This window comes from Rhizobium skierniewicense Ch11 (assembly GCF_023757665.1).
Classification (GTDB): Bacteria; Pseudomonadota; Alphaproteobacteria; order Rhizobiales; family Rhizobiaceae; genus Agrobacterium; species Agrobacterium skierniewicense.
This window is the reverse complement of record NZ_RXPG01000005.1, coordinates 372470-391874: the sequence shown is the minus strand read 5'-3', so window position 1 is coordinate 391874 and position 19405 is coordinate 372470. Positions and strand designations below refer to the sequence as shown.

Below are 19405 nucleotides of genomic sequence, written 5' to 3'. Positions count from 1 at the left end.
TGCTTGGTCGATTTTATCTCTACGTATGTCAACTAAATCGATTTGAATACTGCAGGCGCGGATAGGGGTGAGAATGAAAACGATGACTGACGGCAGACACAAAGGGCTCTTCTTCGAGGCGATAAATCAGAAATTCAACAAATGCTTGTGTCCGGACATGGGTTGCGAAAAACCTGCAATTCGTGCTCACTCCGTCCAGAAGTCGACGGCTCTATCTTTCATTGAAGAAGATAAGCACGTCTACGGCCTAAAGATAAATTTCGCTGGTGCGAAACCCGTCTGCGAATTTGAGAGGGTCGGCCGTAACAATGCGTCTACATTCACGGGATTCTGCAATCGACACGACACGGAAATCTTCCGTCCTATCGATACCAAACTACTCGATCTGGAAAATGCCGAGCAACTATTTTTAATAGCGTATCGCTCTTTAACGCGGGAACTACATGCCATTTTAGAAGGTGCAGCGAAACTGCAATTTACCCACGAGACCAATGTAAAACTGGGGCTGGTCAATCCCAATGACAGAACCATGTCAGCTATTGCACCCGTCGAAGCTATGCACAAAGCATGGATGACGTGGCGGTATCGCCTCGACCACTATGACACGAACATGCTGAAAGGCCGCTTCGGAGAAATAACGCATTCGATTTTCGTGATCTCGGATCGCGCCGCAGTGCTGGCGTCGTCGTCGTTCTTTCCAACCATCGAAAATCCAAAAGACAATAAAATGCCGCGCATTGCATTGAATATGATCCCGCTTTCAGGGAGTGAAACGGCGGTGATTTTCAGCTATCCCAAAGCGCAGTCAGCAAACGCCAGGAAATACATTGCGCCCGTTATGCTGAAGAGGGGCGAAGAGCGATTGCTCGCGCTTTCTACTTTGGCGCTTGATACGACGGAGAATTTTTTCCTTCGACCGTCGCATGTTGATAGCTGGTCGGCCGAGAAAAAAAACCTCATTCAAGAATCTTACTTCTCTACGGTCACGAAAGGTGCATTCCTCAAAGCGCAACCGGAATACATGCTTTTTTAAGTGTTTCCGCCCTGCGTAGGGGCAATCGTTTAATTGAGCCCCTAATGGAACCGACCAAAATTCGGTGGCACGCGACCCTTCGTCAAAAGACGACGTCCATATCATCCGAATGTCGAAAGGCAGGATCATCCATAGTTGGTGCTGACCAGGCAGGGTTGAAGAGAAGCACCTAAGGTCACGGAGGATTGCCGATTTCTACAGAAGTCCGCTTCGCTGGCTTGTGGGACTACGACCACTCACGGAAACAGGGCCGCTGAAGGTCGTCACCATTGCGTCTGGGCCGAGCTTGAAGGGCGGCGGATCGTTCTCGACTATGATGAATTGCGCGTGCGACGATTGCCGTTCGAGATATTCGTAGAAATACGTGTTTAGCCCGGCGTTCTTTACCTGCTGTTCGTCCGCAGAAAGCTCGCCGTGCCTCGATGTGTGGGGGTCACGATAGCTTAGGAGCGGGCTGTCGAGCGCCACGATACCAGGATGCGGCAGATTATGCTCACGGCAGAAGATCAGGACGCCAATCTTGAAGGCTGCGTTCATAAGCGCACGGACGCCCTTGCCGTTGCTTCCTCGATCCGAACCGTTCAGGAGGATGTCGTGCTTCTCCGAGAAGGAGACCACGGGTTCGCCGGGGAACTGCCACTCGTGGAGTATTGATTGTACCGTCATGGCGAACTCGTGCCCCAGCGGGCCGCTGATTCCAGGAACAACTGGGTCGGAGGTTTTCACAGCCTTGAAGGACTCGAGCTCTTGCCTCCTGACTTTCAGACTGTCGATACGCCTTTTCAAGGCAAGACCATCCTTGATCCTCTGCCGCGCTTGGTCGATCTCTTCGTAGGACTTTCTAGCTTGGACTTCGGCAGGTCGGGCACCGGCGATCCTGATTTCGGCTTGAGCGAGCTGCTCTTGTATTTGAGCTGCTCGAGCTACCAGTCCTTCCCACTCCGCGGTCAGTGATCGGACGGTGAGCTTGAGATCGGAACTCTCACCTCGTATTTTGACAATCTCTGCGACCACCGCAGCCCGCGACAGCTCAACAACCTCAAGACCGTGCGCCTCATGTTGATGGGCGGGGTCGGCTCCACATAGAGGGCAGGGTCGGCGAGCGCCAGCCATAAGGGCAGCCGCGCCTTCCTCAAGAGCTTCGAGCCTCTCCATATCGCTGTTGTAGACGTTTTCAAGCAGCCCAAAGCGGTCGACGGTTGAATTGATCGAAGCGATGCGGAAGTGGAGGTTCTCGAGTTCGTCCTTAGCCCGACGGCGGCCCTGCACAAGGAGGTCGAGACGCTGCTGCGCTGCCGAAAGGGTGGTATGGTAGGCGCGCAGCGAAGCCGTCAGACGCTCATTCTGCGCTGCGAGATCCAACTCGTCTATGGCATCGTCTTGGGGAAATAATTTCGCAAGCTCAGCCTGCGTGCTAGCGATCATTTCGTCGACGATCTCTATCTTCCCGGAATTCGCAGTCCTCTGCTCCTTGGTGCTCTTCGAGACCACCACGGCGCTGTCGTCGATGCCTGAAAGAATGAATTTGAGGACATTGCGATCCAGCGTCTCACTGTTCCGCTCCGATATCCTAATCGGAGCAGCCTCCGACATCATCGGAGTTTCCTCCGTAAACATATAGCGGGCCAAGTGCCGGACGCTGAACCCGACTTTGTCGCCGGATAACGTCGATGCGATCTGCTTGCCCTGAATGCCGACCTGGTCAAGGAGGTATCCGGATAAACTATCTGTCCCAGAAGAGTGGGTAGCCGACAGTGTTCCTTCTGGATCCGTCCCGAGCGCGTTTTCGACGGGGTCAGCGTATACGGCGAAGCTGCCGCCTCTCGGTGACCGCGACAAGGTCGTCGCGCCAGAGCGGGGGAGATCCAATTCAATCCAGCAGCGGTCGTATCCTTGAAGCTGTGCGATTCCAGGCAGCGGCGTTCCACCGCCGAACATGAAGTCCAGCGATTTGATCATGAAAGACTTACCGGCGTTGGACGCTCCCCATAGAACGTTCAGCCCCGGAACGAACGGGAGATCCTTCAGCGCCTTCTCCGGCCCCGTGAACGCAAGGCGTTTGATGACGATCCGATCAGCAGCCATATCAAGCCCCGCCCTTGGTGCCGAAGGACTCACCCCAGTCGCCAAGTCTCTCCCGCGCGTATTCCTTGAACCCTTCTTTCGAGCGACGTCTGACTTCCGTCGCGAGCCGGACAGCGCACGTCTTGAGATGCTCGGAGTATTTGGTTTCGAGAAGCTCGACATACGATGCCGCGTCGTCCGAAGCCCTCCAGACGAAGCCGTTGTCGTCAGTTGCCTTTTCGACAAGATGACACCGGCGCATGAGGTCGAGCCCAGCCTCTACTAGCCTTCTTCGAACAAGGAGTTCCCCTTTCCGGCCAGGCACGTCGGCATGAAGAGATTTGGGGCCGCCAATATCCGCGGAATGGACGACGATGTGATCGAAGAGAACCATCTCGGAAAGGTCGGCGGCCACTGGACGCAGGTTCTCGAGCACGACGACGGCGCGTATGCCTGCCTCGAGCTGCGAGTTGAACAGTTCCCCGAATTCTTCCGACATTAGTCCCACTTCAGTTTTCCGTCGCTGGCGAGATGGTGACACATCCCTTGGCGAACAGGACCTCGCGCAATCTTTCCACGCAGATCTGTGGGAACCAACAGTGCGTGGTTAAGAACGGCATCGACGCGATCGAGCTTTGTAGAGTGCGATCGCTCGTATGCATCTATGACGCTATCGTAGATATCTTTCTTGAACGTTTCCACCGCACCTGGCGCAGTATTGTCTCTGTGAAATCTTTCAAAGGCGGCGGCCTCGAAAAATCTGGTTCTCTGTCGCCTGAGGTGTCTTCCATGTTCGGGATGGGAGAGGACGTCATCAGTAGAAAAGAAGGGTTTGCCTGCGAATTCACTGTAAACCTGCGTCAACTGTGCCAGATAGGTCAACTCGCTGACTGCAATCTCGTCCGGCATCGTACCCTCCGGCGCGTCGCCGGGAAGGAGATTGAACAGCTTGCTCATCGCCGGGTTCGCATCCGGGTCTTTGGCGAGCCTTGCCGCGGAATAGTAGTCTACCTGCTTGAAGTCGAAACTTGCGATAGCCGCGGAAACGGCCGTGCTGAGTGGAATGTCTACCTTTGCCGTAATCGATTTCCGGCAGTACTGATCCCATCCCGCGACTAACGCGGGAGCGATTGTCGAAGGATTCAAAAGGAGGTCTTGCACCGGCCCGACAACTCCCCGCGGTGCCACAAATAAAAATTCCCGCGGCATCGTCTTGTAGGTGCCTGTCGTGTGATGGTGGAAAACCTTTCCAAGTTCAGCGAGGAATTCTGGCATCCCAAGCTTGGCTCCATGCGTTTTCCGCTTGCATTGATACAGATCCCAGTCAGCCTCGTGCAGATCATCAGAGCAGAACCCGACAACATCGCGACCCTTGTCATTCGCCTTCCCAAGCGTTTCGACACGAAGATACTTCGTCGCCTTCCGGGTGAGCCATATGTCTATGAACTCTTCAAGGAGTTTGTCATCGAGTTCCTGGATTTTTACCGCGAGACCAGCCATGCGACTCCATCCCATTTTCACGGAATCGCTCTAGCAGTTACTTCCACGCAAGGATATTTAAATCCTTTAGATTCCTCTAATTTTCCGCAGGACTTTTGGACGCCACGCGTTCTGTGACGCGTAAAGGCGACGGATGCATAGTCTGCATCGGGATGCTCCGTAACCGGTGTCCCGCTCCCACGTTGTTCTGTCCGTCCTAATCTGTGATCCGCTTTCCATGGATGAGCAAAGGGAGTTTCTCCATGGAGAGTACGTTGGAGTTTCTCACGACCAGAAAGTCTGGGCGTGAACAGCAGCGGCATTGGCCAGACGACGTCAAGGCGCAGATTGTTTCAGAGAGCCTTCGGCCCGGAGCGTTGGTGAATAAAGTGGCAGAGCGACATGGCCTGAAGCCGAACCACCTTTCCACTTGGCGGACGATGGCACGGCAGGGCAAGCTGGTTTTGCCTCCACCCGAGGATGCGATGGAGTTTGCAGCGGTGATCGTCGATCCGCCCGTTGTGGAGCCGCCCCTCAAGAAGGCCAGCCGTCCCGAGATCGTCATCGGCGCTATCACGATCCGCTTGGAAGAAGGCGCGTCCGCCTCCCGGATCGCCGCTGTTGCACGTGCCTGTGCGGTTCCTGCATGATCTTTCCCTCGAACCGGGTTCGGATCATGGTGGCGACCAAGCCTGTCGATTTCCGCAAGGGTCACGATGGATTGGCGGCGCTGGTCAAGAATGAACTGCACAAGGACCCATTCACGGGGACGGTCTTCGTATTCCGATCACGCAAGGCGGACCGATTGAAGCTGATCTACTGGGATGGCAGCGGTCTGGTGATGGCCTACATCTGCCGCTTTATCGGCAGGCACAGATCATGAGCCGCCAGGGTATCGATCTCGACCGTTCGACGCTCGCCGATTGGGTCGGGCGGGCGGCATTCGAACTCCGTCCAGTCTTTGATGCTCTGATCGCCGACCTGAAGCGCTCTACCAAGCTGTTCATGGACGAGACCCGCGCCCCGGTTCTCGATCCCGGCTCGCGCAAGACCAAGACCGGATACTTCTGGGCGCTGGCGCGGGATGATCGCCCATGGGGCGGCGGCGCTCCACCGGGCGTGGCCTTCACCTACGCTCTTGGTCGAGGGGGCCTTCATGCCGAGCGGATATTGCAAGGCTTCTCCGGCATCCTGCAGGTGGATGGCTATGCCGGATACAACAGACTGATCGCACCAGAGCGCATTGGCCCAAACATTCGGCTTGCCTATTGCTGGGCCCACGCACGGCGCAAGCTGGTGGAGATCACGCGCAACGGATCAGCACCCATTGCCGAGGACGGCGTCAAACGGATCGGGGAGCTGTATCGCATTGAAGCCGAGCTACGAGGCCGTGATTCAAAGGCTCGTCTTGCTGGACGACAGGAACGCTCAGCGCCGGTCGTCGCCGACATGCAGGCCTGGCTTGCCCATCACCGTAGCCGTGTCGCGACCAAGTCCCCGCTTGGCGAGGCCTTGGCCTACATCAACAAATACTGGGATGGTTTGAAGCTCTTCCTGACAGACGGCCGCATCGAGATCGACAACAATACGGTTGAGCGGACCATCAGGCCGATTGCGTTGAACCGGAAGAACGCTCTCTTCGCGGGACACGATGCGGGAGCGGAGAACTGGGCGACAATCGCCTCACTCATCGAAACCTGCAAGCTCAATGCTGTCGATCCGTTCGCCTACATGAGCGCCACCCTGACCGCCATCGCCAACGGCCACAAGCAGAGTCAGATCGATGACCTGCTACCGTGGAGCGCCCGATTTAAGTCTCGGATCGACGGCCAAATGCGGTGAGCAAAACCGCACCGATCAAGCCCGATGTTAGTGAACCCAGCAGAATACCGATTTTCACGTGATCCTGTACATCAGGATCGTTGAATGCCAGCAGTCCGATAAACAGAGACATGGTGAAGCCGATACCGCACAAGAGTGCTACCCCGGCCATCTGTCCCCAGCTCGCTTGTGCAGGAAGCTCGGCAAGTTTGAGGTTCACGAGAATTGCAACCGTGCCAAGAACGCCGACCAGTTTTCCGAGCAGCAGCCCGGCGGCGACACCCATGGTCAGCGGCTCGGTGACAATTGACATGGAAACCCCGGCAAACGAGACACCAGCATTGGCAAACCCGAAGATCGGGACGATGGCAAACGCCACGGGCTTGTGAAGATGGTGCTCCAGCTTATGCAAAGGAGATTGTGCATGAGTGGCTTCCGGAGTGCCCGGCGTGAGTTTCAGCGGAATCGTCAGCGCCAATACAACACCCGCCAGCGTAGCATGGACACCGGATGAGAACACCAGAACCCAGAGCACTGCACCCAGCATCAGGTAGGGCCACAATGCTTTCACGCCCATCCGGTTAAAAATGATTAGGTTGCCGACGACAATAGCCGCGCCGGAAAGTGCCAGCAGGTTGAGGTCGGCGGTATAGAACAGTGCAATTACGATGACTGCCCCGAGATCATCGATGATTGCCAACGCGGCTAGAAAGATTTTCAGCGATGCCGGGACACGTTTCCCGAACAGCGACAGCACGCCGAGCGCAAAAGCGATATCGGTCGCCGTCGGAATGGCCCATCCCCTGAGCGCGGACGCATCGTTCCAGTTAAAGTAAATGTAGAACAGCGCCGGAAACACCATCCCTCCGGCGGCGGCGGCTCCTGGGAGGATACGTCTGCTCCAGGTCGATAGCTGGCCGTCCAGCATCTCTCGCTTTATTTCCAGTCCTACCAGCAAGAAGAAGACAGCCATCAGTGCGTCATTGATCCAGTGCTGGATGCTGAGCGGCCCGATATAGACATGAAGGATATTGAAATACGCGTCCGCCAAGGGCGAATTCGCTGTCGCGATTGCCAGTGCGGCAACGAACATCAGGATGACACCGCCTGATGCCTCGTTATCGAGAAAGTGGCGGAGAGTGGATTGAATGCGGCCCTTGGACATCGTTGAAGACATGGGTTCGCGCTCCTTGTGAGAGGTTGATCGTAGTCTCCGTGGATTTCGGGGGAACCCGCAGCACCGCAGCACGCGCTGTGGGCAATATTTAGCGACTATCTGTGCTGATTTCTACAAAATTCGACCCGCATGAGCCAGATATGCGCCATCAAGTGATCAAGCATGATCCTGTGAAATGCCCGCGCCGCAATTGCATGTTTGTTAGGGGTGCGAATTCAATGTGCCAGCGGCACACCGCTTACGATGCTCCCGTTGTGCGGGAAACATATCAAATCGAAGAAGCTGAGGAGTATCCCCCTACCATTCGACGGAGAGCCGCGGACTTGTTCCGGTCAGGCCTTACATTAGTGCGCCATGCTGTGAGACAGAGACGGCGGTCCAACGGCATCGCGCAAACGACTCCAAACTATCGATTTCACTAGAGCGTCGAGAGTGACATGAAGACGAAGCCTGTCAACGGCGTTGCCGTCCTTCTCTTCGTTTCGGCCTTCGGTGACCGGCTCCGTATTCATGTCCTTATGTAGGTATCGGGACGGGGAACATCTTAGGATCGCGCTGTGCGCGATGTTCGATCCTCTGGAGGATCGAACAAGGAACATGGGTTTGTGGACACGTTTTCAAGCTCCATGCAGCCGGAAGGGTCCGCTCGCTAAGTAAGATAAGGGGCCTCTGGTTCGATGTGGAACACCAGACCGCAGCCCCTGAATGTAGTTCTAGCCACAGACTCGATCGTTTCTCGGATTAAGTCAGGATCGCCAACAAGCACCGCCGTATTCTCAGCGCGGGTGACGGCAGTGTAGAGCATTGTTCGGTCGAGCAAAGGGGAGGGAGTGATGGGCACGATTACAGTGTCAAATGACGAACCCTGCGCCTTATGAATCGTGATCGCCCACCCGAGAGCGAGTTTTTCAACATCCGACCGGGTGATGAAGTCAGAGCTTCCGTCGTCCAAGGAAAGAAGACAGCGCCCGTCAACGAGTCGAGGGATGCCAAGTGATCCGTTGAAAAAACCGTTAAAACGAGGCTCTCCGGTCGTTGGATCGATGACCGCCTTTCCCTTGGCATCGACGACGGGTGCCTTCCTATAGTCGTTCTTAAGCCAAATGAGGCGGGAACCCTCGTGAAATCCCCAGTCCTCAACCGGTACTTGTTTAACCATGAATTCGCTTTCGATATCCCTACTGAGATCTCTGGCTCCCGCCGGTCCGGAATTGATCTGCGTCACGATCTGAACGTCACGTTTCCACAGAGCGTCGGCGAAGCCAGCTCGTGGCGGAGGTCCTACCATCGCTCGGAAGACTTTGCGGACGGCAGTGGGCACATCCCCGGTTCGGCAAGGTACGAGAAAGACCCCTGGCCTGTGTGCAAAAGCAAAGTCGAAGGTCTGAAACGTCGGTAAGGATCCATGCCGGATGGCAGAGGCAACGAACGGAATCCCGGTGTTCTCTGCCTGGCGATGGACGAGATCAAGTTTTACCTGTGGAACGTGCGGGGACGTGACGAGCTTCTGAAACGGCAATCCCGGCCCGATCGGAGGGAGTTGTCCGGGGTCCCCGACGAAAAGAACTCGTACGTCCTCTCCCAGCTTGGAAAGGACGCGGTAGACATTGGGTGTATCGAGCATGCTCGCCTCGTCGAACACAATCAGCCCCTCTTCCATCCTCACACCAGTGTCGAACGCCGTGAGCAGCCGAGCCAGCGTCCATGCTTCCTTTCTTGTTGCCAGCGCCATACGACGGGCCGCCCGTCCGGAGAGGGCGACGAGACGAATGCGTGCGTCGGATGTCTCGTCGTGTATCGGTTCTTCGCATTCGACGATCGCGCGCAGTGCCGCGGTCTTTCCCGTTCCCGCGCCGCCTGTAAGAATACTTGCCGAGCCGGACGCGACCATGAACACGGCATCGCGTTGTTTATCGGTAAGTTCAAAGCGCTGGAGTGCAGCGAGGTTTCGAAGCGTTGTTAAGATACTGTCGCTTTCAACCTTTCGGGCTAACTTGAGTCGAAGGCCGATCTGCCTCTCGATCTCCCGCTCCATGAACTCGCAGCCGCGCAATTGTAAGGAGTCTTCAGCAACGTTGACGATTAATCCAGACTCGATCGCAACATGGAGTGCTCGACGAGGATCGGCTCCCGATCCAATAACTGCCTGGGTGGCTCGAAGGGCCTCTTTCCGAGAGAGCAACATGTGTCCCTTCTTGAGAGCCGTGGTTAAAGCCTGCTCGGCTCCCGCAACGAGACGCCGGGCGTCGTTTTTTAAAACTCCCATTCTTAGGGCTTGGTCATCCACCGACGACCAGGGTTCGAGAAGGGTGAGCGAGTAGGGGTTCGACTTGATCTTGGCGATGGCGGCTCGCCCCCACAGCCTCGCCGCAGCGCCGGCGGTCTGCGGGGAGGTCCCGTACTTGTCGAGTTCTTTGAAGACTTCCAGATTTTCCGCAAAACCAGCGAACTCCGCGACGATCGTCGCTGCACGCTCTATGCCGCAGACGCTTGCGAGCGTTGCAACGTCGGCGCTCTGGATGGTGTCGTAGAGGGCGATACCAAACCTCGTCCACAAAAGCTCGGCCGTGGCCCAGCCGACTCCCACAAAGCGAGGATTGACGGCAAGAAACCTCACAATTGACTTGCCACTTGGTAGTAAAGGTAACGCAACGGTAGCATAGGTCTGGTCACCGTAAACAGGGTGGACTCGCCGGCTTCCGGATATCCGCCAAGTCTCGCCTTCGCGTGGAGAATCCGCAAACAGCCGGCCCGGAACCAAAGCGCGAACGAGATTTTCGAACTTGTCGCGACCAATGAGGATGATATCCCCGGCAGCAGAAGGATGAATGGATGTTACAACAACCTCCATCGTGTGCTCTCGGGGAGTCTCGGATGCTGTTTTGCTGGTCAAGGCAGTCGACCTGTTTCGATGAGGAGAGCCTCAAGCCTTAAAAGCCGCTCAAGTCGTTGTCTTAAAGAACGGTTCTCCGCAGTGGTTCGCAATAGTTTTTCCTCTATGGCGTGCAACTGAGCGTCGCTCGAGCTTCTTTGTTCGCGCTTGAGCTCGCCCTGAGCCAAAAGATCGAGATTGGCAACGCGATCGTCCTCGTCCGCCCTAGCGAGCAGGTTTGCGCACCGCGGGTTGGTTCTAAAAACCTGCCTGTCGAAACCGCATGCTCGTGCGACGAGCGTCTTATTAAGTTCCGTTCCACGACGGGGCAGGGGACGCCCAGTCATGGCCTCCAAGTACTCGACCAACGAGTCCACATGCTCCTGGGCGATCATGGTGCCGTTCTTGCCTGTGCGGTCAGTCAGCCTGTTTTCCTCTCGACTGAAGTATCGAGGCTTCCTTTTCCAAATCATCGAAGACTTCAGCATGCCGGCGCATATACTCCTGCATCTTGATCCTACCCGCTTCTGTCATGATGCTGGTTAGCTTCCACAAAGCAGACGATAGAACCCATTTCTGGTGTTTAAGACGCTCTTCGTTAGCCCTACTCCTCGCCAGCTCAATCGATAAGGTTTCAACATCGAGAACATCGATGCCCTCTAATTTTGATCGGAGCTGATCCTGCTGTACAATCGCGGCCTTCACGAGAAGATCTCTGCTTCTAACGCGGCATAAATCACTAGCGTGCTTGAACGCGCCGCCTGAATGCCGAACAACGGCCCCGAGTGTAATTTTCCTATCATCCGCAAGCATCTTTTGAAGGATCTCGGCGAGTAGGGCGTCCTTGTCAGCCACGCGGAGGCTTTCTGGGAAGAATGTCTTCCTCATCTTCTACCGGTAAGAAGAGATCGTCCCCATTCGCAAAGACCTTGCTACCTGGCGCGGCGGCAATCGCAGCTTGCGTGCCTTCGATCTGCACATTCACATGGGATAGCTGGCTTTGCCAACCGAGAGTGCGTCGTGCCTCGGGGATTTCGAGGATAGCGTCTCGCTGAATCTCGAACCCTTCCAAGAGGTCGTCAAGTCGTTGAGCCTCGGCGGGGTCGGAGGTCCGTGTCAGATGCTCGCAACGGCGAAAGCATTCTAGATGACGTGGACACGGCGCCGCTACGAAATTCGAGGTGCACGCTCCAAGTGGGGTGATAGTGAACCCAGCCACAGCGCCGGCCAGATACCGAACAGCCGCTTTATCGCCTTTTTCGCGCTGGATTTTGCGAAATTGCTCCACCTTCAGGCCGCCGATGCTGTCGCGAAGGATCTCGGCGATCATCTCGCGCTGCGTATCATCGAGAAGCTCGTCTTCCTCGACGCCTATGTCCATCTCCTCGAGAACCTTTGACAAAGTCGTGTGATCATACTGAGCCGTTCGTTTCAACGTGTGACGTCCAAAAAACTTGGCGTTGATAACGTCGGAGACGTGGTTGCAGAACAGAACGTCACTGAGAAGATGTCTGAACTCGAGGGTGTTGACGCACAGGGAGCTGCCGTCTTCGCCAAGGTAGCGGCGAAAAATCGAGTTCGGATTGCTACCATCAAGAGCGAGATCGATGTCTCCGTAGTCAGCTCTCCCAAACGCATAGTAGCGTTCGACATCCAGCACGCCTCGATTTCGGCCCTCGACCAAGTTTCGGACGGGCATAAGAAACAGCATATCATGTGTGCCGTAACGTCGATCTCCTTGCATCACGAGCGAGTTAAGTTCCGGCGATTTTGTTACCAGCTCGCATTGTAGTGCGTCCTCGACTTCGCCGACGCGAAAATAGCATGAGAACCAGTTTTTGTTCTTCCCGAGGATAGGGGTGCCATGATGATCGTATGGTTGGAAGCTTTTTCGTGAGAAGAACGATATGACAGTATGCGAGACGCGACCGCACGACTCCTGATAGTCGCGCAAGGATTTTAAATGCTCGAAATCAAGGCTCTTCCGATAGGCCGCCACGACTTCTGGTGGGAGCTCGCAGTCAGCATATTTGAGGTTTCCGGTGAGGCGAGAGAAAATTTCCATCGCTGGGACGATCTCGTGTCGACCGTATTCGGGAAGCAGCCGGCCCGAAGCTGCCTGCGCAGCCAAGCGTTCCCGAGCAGGTGCCGTGACGCGTCGAACATCGTCGACCGTGTCTTCAAATATCCTCTGAAAAAGCAATGGTACGTTTTGACTTGTTTCATAGAGCGCCGCGCTTCCACGATTACTTTCTGACTCCTTTTTGAGACCAAAATATCGAAAGAACACCTCCCTCGAAACGCCGCCGCCAAGGGCAGGCGGGTTGCCGTCACTGTCAAGGTATTCACGCCAGGAAAGGCAATTGACCGGCGCTCCTAGGACCTCTTCGGCGCGAAGTCCCGTCACGATCATCAGCTTGATTGCAGAGAATCGTATCCAGTCGGAGACGTTGTGCGGCTCCATTGCGAATACGATATCGACAATCATGAAATATGATCTCTTGTCGGGCAGCTTTTCCGGAGAGCGCCGATCTGATAGTCGATCCAGAATCTGATTGCTGGCATGTCGGTCGTTTTGATACGCCTTTCTGGATCGCACGCGCTCTTCGCCCGCGGCATCATCGTAGGCAACGCAATACTTCCCGAGAGCTGGGACCTCTGCGAGTCGCAGTTGGTCGAAATAGACTTTAATCGTGGTGGAGAGATCCAAGGCACTCTTGCCGGATGCCCCTATGCCAAGAGCGACATTATAGGCACGGCGGACGGTTGAGGGCTCTAGTTGCCACGGCGGCGTAGGGCCGCTCTCGGCCGCTATGATCCTGATCATGAGCAAATGCCGCTGCACTTGTGCAGGCCTGTTGACCTTGACGAAAATCTGGTCGATGATGACTGCCATCATTAGGTCGATCCACGGTTCCGCCGGTGCCTTGCAAAAAATCGGGTCAAGTCTCTGTCTTGCCCTAATTATGTTCATCAAATCCAAGGTCTTTTCATCTGGCATCGTCCGAGAAAAAGAAGGGCCGTTTTGACGCGATCCTGCCATCCTTCCAAGTTCCAATCGGTGGCCCTTCACGATGTTGCCCACTGCGTCGACGGAAATATTCCAAGAGACGTTTTTCTTTTCTGCTAATTCTCTGGAATCGTTAATGAAACGTGCGAACTCCTTCATTTCGAAGCTCGTAGAGAAAGTGCCTTGATCACAGCTTTCACATTCTTGATGGTCCATCCAAGCTGATTAAAGGCAGGGGTGCCGGAGTGCCAGTTACCATGGCTCTGAAACTGCTGAACGACACGCGTTAATCCGACCTCCACTTCCCGATGTACTTCAATGTCAGCACTCGGGATGAAGCGGTCGCAGTCGTAGCATGCGGTAACCGGGCTGCGCGCGCACAAGCTCTGGCCATTGGCGCAGCCACCAACTACTCCGGTAGCGAACCCATGTGGCACGCCTCTTACCAGTTTGCAGTGCGAGCAGTTCCTCTTTTGTCAAGAACCGAGAAGCGTGTTTCGCTGGGAGGTCTTGGTGGAAAGGCGAGAGCCCGAGAGCATCGTTTATTATCTTTCCTTGTGATGGAGAGGCGTCGATGTAGAGCTGAGCGATCTTTCCGCTCGTTTGACACAAAAAGTCCATGATCTGCGCAGCAGTAGCTCCATTGTCCGCGAGCCTTTGCGCCGCAGTGTGACGCAAGTCAGTAGCGCTCCTCTCGATCGCAAGAGAGGCCAGCGCTTGACTTGTCTCGGACGTCACCTGTCTTGGTGTTAGACGCAATAGGTATCGCCTGGATTCCGTACCTCCTGTGGTGAGATTCCGCTTATTTCGACCTGATAACTCACGAAAGATTGAAACCCATTCCTTCTTGATCGAGCGAATGCTCACACGTCGGACGGTTCCGCGCGGCTGCTTGAGATATGGAACCGTTATGTGCATCGTGCCGTCGTCGAAAAACTCCATTTCGTTCTCTAAAAGTCGAGCGGACTGTCCTGGTCGTAGCCCATGCTGAAATCCAAGTACAAGAAGCGCGGCTTGAATGACCTCCGCTAATGCTGTCGTGTCAGAGACTTCGGCGCTAAAATGATCGAGGTAATTGACTACTCGTGACTGCTCGTCCTGCCGCAGATAGCTTGCACCGGCTCTGATCTTTGCGAACCTGTCCTTAGCTGGGCTACGGATCGAGTGACGAATCCTGACGGCGTCGCACGGTCTCCAATGCGCTATCTCATTCGACGCTAGGACATGCAGGAACGAGCGTATCGCGCTGGCCATTTCGTAGGTCACGAACGGCTTGATCGTAAAATTCCAGCATCGAGCGAGCTCCAGCGGATCGAGCAGTATAAGTTCCTTTAACTTGTCGTTTCCGCACTCACGGACGAATGCGGTCATCCCTGCGAACTGTATCGTAGCAGTCGTTGGTTTTACCTTTCGGACCCATTCGCTGATAACCACCCTCATCGTCTTGGCTGCGTCACCGAAAACCTGCAGATTACAGCAGTGGACATCACCGCCGATCATAATTCTCACGGTATCGCACCCTTCGATATCTTCAATTATCCGCTCCTTGCAGGCGAAGTCGTCATAGTAAGATAGCCGTTTGGGGAGCTTAGGAAGTCGGAGTTCCTGAAAACCGGATGGAAGCGTCTCCATTTCAATCTTCCTCAGATGAGCAGAGCCCGGCTGCTCGCAAAACGTCGACGCTGGCGTCCAACGCCGCGTCCCATACTTTCGCATTCTCCGATTCAAAATACGCGCGGGCGTAGTGGAGGGGCATTTCGGAGTCTTTGTCCCACCCGAAGTACACGCGCATCATTCTCATGATTTCGTCGTGATGCGTACCTTTGGCATGGTGCGCTTTCATGCGACCGACCGCACAGGTATGGCGCAAATGATGGCAAGAAGCTTTGTCGAGTTGTTGCTGCGCGAGCGCAGCTTTTGCGTCCTCGGAAAGCGCTTTCGACGCAACCTCGAAGATATTATTCAATTGCCGCGTCGAGATTGGACGTCTTTTCTGCGACACAAAGAGAAACGGCGTAGTGGTCGGTGGCCGTACTTCGATTTCGTAGCGCCGGATTAGCTTGTATAAATATTCCGGAATGAAAATCTGACGGCGCGACTGGATCGTTTTTAAAGAAGGGCGCTGCGCTCGTTCGTCTTCTACGCCCGTCTCCACTACATTTATGCGATAGACCATTCGGTCCAGCCGACGGTCGAATTCGGAAATGATGTCGTTAGTGGTCGCAAGAGCGAGCTCACTTCGCCGGAGTCCGCACCTCAGAAGGATTAAGAAGATTAGGTAGTTGCGAAACTTGACGACAAATGTGCGGAAAGGATTTCGCGGGGACCCTGGATCGAAGATTTTACCAAGCTCCACGATCACAATCGGAGGAAGAGAGCGAATGGCGGCTGCCGATGCTTCTCGTCCCAACGCGGTATTCTTGTGAAAGTCGTCGATCTCAGCGAGTGCAGCCTGCAAATCACGTGTGTTAGCCTTCGGATGCCAGCTCGCCATAGCTTCTGAGATGAAGGATTTGGAGCGGTGGAAAGTTTTGCTCATGTTGGTGTCGTTGGACCGTGCTTCATTGCGTAAGCGATGAAACAATGCATCTAAAGCTACTTCTAGCTTCTCCAAATCGCAGTGCGTCATGAAACGATCAAGGGAGCCGGGGCCGAATAGCTCGTCTGTAACCTCATACAGCCGCTCGGCGCTACGAAGCCGTCTCCTGATGACGTCCTCGCTCAAATTCAGAGGCCAAAGTTCAGACCACAAGGTTGCCCACAGTCGCGGTCCGCCGTCCACGTCAACGCACGCGACCATTCCGTCAAGATTAATAACACTCATGCGTCACCTCCGGTTGGGCTCAATATTGCGCTGAGTGAGTGAATTCGCAAGCTTTAAAAGCAAGACTAAGTAATTGTGAACATTGACAAAACATCTTAAATAATTATGTTGGCAAGCAGTCATCTGGGATCTTTTGGTTGCAGATCGTATACAGTATCAGGTGCATGGCCATGATTGACGCTGCAATCGAACCTCCAGAGGGACTGGTCGCTCTCGCGCCGCCGGACTTCAATGTAACGACACAGAAGTACGTGACACGCGTCGAGACGGCTAGGGTAGGGCTCTTTTGCACATGCGGAGGGCGGGCGCGGATGCATGGACGAAGGCAGATCCTCATATCTGATGTCCCTCGGTCGGGGTCTCCAGTCGCTTTGCTCGTGAGCTACCATCGGATGTGGTGTCATAAGTGTTTGACATCCTATCGCCAGACGATTCCGGGAGTTGAGGAAAATTTTCGGACGACTTCTCGCCTCGTCGAATATCTGCGACGAGAGGCAGACTCGAGCGTCTCAGTGTCCGAATTGGCGGTGCGAGTTGGCCTTGACCGAAAGACGGTTCGCAAAATTCTTGTCGATCAGGCGGAAAAAAGCTTGTTGAAGCACCTTCAGTCGACGCCGCAAGTACTAGGTGTTGCTAAGTGCGAGATCGGCGGTCGGACGGCAACTGTGATGTGGGATGTCTGCGATCGTCGCGTCATTCACTATATCATGTCAGGTAGGGCGGCCGACATCCGCAGGTGGCTTCAAGGTATGCCAGACAAAGGTGCCATCGTGGTTGCGGTGGTCGACACCGTGGACAGTCTTTTCAATGTCGTGGCAGAGACGTTGCCGGATTCCATGATCGCAGTGAATCCCTTCCTGATACGCGAGCGAATGCTGGAGATTGGCTCGGAACTCCTGTCGAAAAGCCAGTTTAAGGCATTCAAGAAGACTGATCCGTACTTATTGTCCTTCAGGTCGTTTGCGGAACCTGTCCAACGATCGTTGAATATCGTTGAAGTAAATCCTTACCTGGAACACGCTTATGCAGCCCGCAAGGCCTTCCACCGCGTATGGAAAGCCCGTGATCCGGTAAAGGTGGCGCGCGCGCTAGATCAGTTCCTTGAAGGCCTTCCTAAGGTACTCCGTAGGTCTAATACAGACATCGTTAGGGCCGTGGAACAATGGCATGAGCAGCTTTCCGGCTCGGTCACAATCCCTGGGCTTTCTCGCTACACGACTGGGCGGTCAATGCTTGGCTCCACATCGTCGAAAGCTATCGTCGACGGATGCGGCATCTTTAGGCATCAACCGTTCGATGACGAAAGCTATGCGCTTTGTCATTTCTGTCTGAACGAATCCCAGCGCTGGACAAACAAGACGCGCCGGATGGTATGGAAATCGCTTGGAGGATCATCGAGGACGTTTTCAGTGATCCGAACGTCATGTGTTGAATGCAACGGTCTCGTTGGCGAATGAATTTCGCAACAACCAAATGGCTCTTTTACCGGACCAGCAGAGAGCCATTTCCGTAAAAGCAACGCGAACGCAATAAAAACAAAATGGCTCGGTTGTTCCATAATATATATTATGCAATCTTTGTATGTAACGCCCTTTTAGTAATGCGACACCTTCCTCGCACGACGACGCTGGTCAATATCAACGTTGGGAGCAAGGATGCGACGATGTTCAGCCTGACAGCGGTCAGGAGGGTTCGGAGTTGCCATGTCCTTTTTGATCACCATGTCGCAGAAAGAATTGCATCGCCTCGAAGTCATCCAGAAGATTCACGATCGGCGCCTGAGTGTTGTCCAGGCCGCCGGCGTGCTCGGCATCAGCCGCAGCCAGATGCATCGGTTGTTAAATGCATATGAGACGTACGGCATGCCCGGTCTGGTCTCTAAGAAGCGTCAGCAACCAAGCAACCGGCGTCACAGCAAGGATTTTCGCAACACCGTTCTCGATCTTGTCAGAGAACGGTATGCCGATTTCGGCCCGACCTTGGCTCGTGAGAAGCTGATTGAACGGCACCAACTGGCGATCGGCAAGGAACCGCTGCGCCAGTGGATGACCGAGGCAGGCATCTGGATATCACGGAAAGAACGCACGAAACGCGTCTTTCAACCACGCGGCCGGCGCGATTGGTTTGGCGAGCTCGTGCAGATCGATGGATCTCATCACCGGTGGTTCGAGAACCGCGGCCCAAAATGCGCCCTGCTCGTCTACATCGATGACGCCACCGGAAAGCTGTTGCACCTGCGCTTTGCCGGATCTGAGAACACATTCGACTATTTGCATGCGACAAAAGCTTATTTGCAGCAATGGGGTAAACCGCTGGCTTTCTACAGCGACAAGCATGGCGTGTTTCGTTCTACACATGCTTCGCAGAAAGATCGAACGAGTGGGCTAACGCAGTTTGGACGCGCACTCTATGAGCTGAACATCGACATCATCTGCGCCAATACCCCACAGGCCAAGGGCCGGGTTGAACGGGCCAATCAGACTCTGCAGGATCGACTGGTCAAGGAGCTGCGGCTCCGCGGTATCGACACGATAGAGGCTGCCAATAATTATGCTCCAGAATTTATTGTCGATTTCAATGCCCGCTTCGGCAAGCCACCACGCAATCCGAAAGATATGTACCGTCCCCTCGCCGCCCATGAGAACCTCGACGGCGCCATGTGCCGCAAAGAAGTCGGCACGCTGTCTCAGTCTCTGAAGCTGCGCTATGACAAGGTGATATTCACCCTAGATCCAACGGAACGGGCAACGTCGCTCGCAGGTCAAAAAGTCATCGTTTGCGATTATCCAGGCGGCCGCCTGTGGTTGAGAACAAGCGACTGGATGACATGCTGTCACTGGTTGCGGAGATGCAGGAAGGCCGCGATCTACAGCGCAGCAAGCGTGGGCCGCGAAGAACCGGACAGACTAACAGCATGTTCGAGATTCCAGATGGCAGCCAGAGCAACGATTATCAGAAACGTGGCCGAAAACGTGGGCGCAGGACGGATTTCATGAACGATCCGGAAGTGATTGCAAGACGACAGAAAGCTCTCGCTCGACTGGAAGCAGCTGAATGAAGGCAGCTTTTGGCCCACTATGGACATAGGAGTTGTTCCAAGCAAAAGTTGAGCTAAGCTCTTCCAA

At 54.8% G+C, this 19405-nt stretch carries 13 protein-coding genes and 3 pseudogenes; 6 read left to right on the top strand and 10 right to left on the bottom strand.

Going from position 1 to position 19405, the window contains the following annotated elements:
• Window positions 1-73 precede the first annotated feature (73 nt).
• A complete protein-coding gene (locus tag EKM04_RS05280; protein ID WP_183896877.1) occupies window positions 74-1033 on the top strand; it encodes a hypothetical protein in 960 nt (319 codons plus the stop codon).
• 195 nt (window positions 1034-1228) lie between these two features.
• Here the strand turns inward: EKM04_RS05280 and EKM04_RS05275 are convergent, their stop codons facing one another.
• The 3 genes from EKM04_RS05275 to EKM04_RS05265 are packed head-to-tail and all read right to left on the bottom strand — an operon-like array spanning window position 1229 to window position 4597.
• The gene (locus EKM04_RS05275) at window positions 1229-3118 is read right to left on the bottom strand and encodes a hypothetical protein (RefSeq protein ID WP_183896876.1); all 1890 of its coding nucleotides are present in this window, start codon (window positions 3116-3118) and stop codon (window positions 1229-1231) included.
• Window position 3119: 1 nt separating this feature from the next.
• A complete protein-coding gene (locus EKM04_RS05270; protein ID WP_183896875.1) occupies window positions 3120-3596 on the bottom strand; it encodes an ABC-three component system middle component 2 in 477 nt (158 codons plus the stop codon).
• A complete protein-coding gene (locus EKM04_RS05265) occupies window positions 3596-4597 on the bottom strand; it encodes an ABC-three component system protein (RefSeq protein ID WP_183896874.1) in 1002 nt (333 codons plus the stop codon). Before EKM04_RS05265 ends, EKM04_RS05270 begins: the two co-directional genes overlap by 1 nt.
• A gap of 242 nt (window positions 4598-4839) precedes the next feature.
• Between EKM04_RS05265 and tnpA the strand changes: the two genes are divergently transcribed.
• From tnpA to tnpC, 3 genes and pseudogenes are all read left to right on the top strand, one after another.
• Complete coding sequence (gene tnpA, locus EKM04_RS05260; RefSeq protein WP_183896873.1) at window positions 4840-5226, top strand: IS66-like element accessory protein TnpA; 387 nt, start codon at window positions 4840-4842, stop codon at window positions 5224-5226.
• A pseudogene (tnpB, locus tag EKM04_RS05255) lies at window positions 5223-5420 on the top strand (IS66 family insertion sequence element accessory protein TnpB); the annotation flags it as partial. The gene tnpA and the pseudogene tnpB, both read left to right, overlap by 4 nt.
• A pseudogene (gene tnpC, locus EKM04_RS05250) lies at window positions 5363-6418 on the top strand (IS66 family transposase); the annotation flags it as partial. The pseudogenes tnpB and tnpC, both read left to right, overlap by 58 nt.
• On the opposite strand, the gene nhaA reads toward tnpC, so the two are convergent.
• The 7 genes from nhaA to EKM04_RS05220 form a co-directional block, all read right to left on the bottom strand.
• Window positions 6387-7574 (bottom strand): Na+/H+ antiporter NhaA, encoded by a 1188-nt coding sequence (gene nhaA / locus EKM04_RS05245; RefSeq protein WP_183896871.1) that lies wholly within the window; start codon window positions 7572-7574, stop codon window positions 6387-6389. The pseudogene tnpC and the gene nhaA overlap by 32 nt on opposite strands.
• A gap of 649 nt (window positions 7575-8223) precedes the next feature.
• On the bottom strand, window positions 8224-10467 hold the full coding sequence (locus tag EKM04_RS05240; protein ID WP_183896870.1) for an AAA family ATPase: 2244 nt from the start codon (window positions 10465-10467) through the stop codon (window positions 8224-8226).
• The gene (locus tag EKM04_RS23190) at window positions 10464-10793 is read right to left on the bottom strand and encodes a hypothetical protein (protein ID WP_491074746.1); all 330 of its coding nucleotides are present in this window, start codon (window positions 10791-10793) and stop codon (window positions 10464-10466) included. Before EKM04_RS23190 ends, EKM04_RS05240 begins: the two co-directional genes overlap by 4 nt.
• A gap of 70 nt (window positions 10794-10863) precedes the next feature.
• Complete coding sequence (locus EKM04_RS05235) at window positions 10864-11301, bottom strand: hypothetical protein (RefSeq protein WP_183896869.1); 438 nt, start codon at window positions 11299-11301, stop codon at window positions 10864-10866.
• A complete protein-coding gene (locus tag EKM04_RS05230) occupies window positions 11294-13615 on the bottom strand; it encodes a hypothetical protein (RefSeq protein ID WP_183896868.1) in 2322 nt (773 codons plus the stop codon). Before EKM04_RS05230 ends, EKM04_RS05235 begins: the two co-directional genes overlap by 8 nt.
• A 162-nt stretch (window positions 13616-13777) precedes the next feature.
• Window positions 13778-15088, bottom strand: coding sequence for a site-specific integrase (locus tag EKM04_RS05225; RefSeq protein ID WP_183896867.1), 1311 nt, complete (start codon window positions 15086-15088; stop codon window positions 13778-13780).
• A 1-nt stretch (window position 15089) separates the two neighbouring features.
• Complete coding sequence (locus EKM04_RS05220; RefSeq protein ID WP_183896866.1) at window positions 15090-16280, bottom strand: tyrosine-type recombinase/integrase; 1191 nt, start codon at window positions 16278-16280, stop codon at window positions 15090-15092.
• Window positions 16281-16792: 512 nt separating this feature from the next.
• Between EKM04_RS05220 and EKM04_RS05215 the strand changes: the two genes are divergently transcribed.
• Both EKM04_RS05215 and EKM04_RS05210 read left to right on the top strand, forming a co-directional pair.
• Entirely contained in the window at window positions 16793-17737 is a 945-nt protein-coding gene (locus tag EKM04_RS05215) for a transposase (protein WP_183896865.1), read from the top strand.
• A 246-nt stretch (window positions 17738-17983) separates the two neighbouring features.
• A pseudogene (locus EKM04_RS05210) lies at window positions 17984-19338 on the top strand (ISNCY family transposase).
• Window positions 19339-19405: the final 67 nt, after the last annotated feature.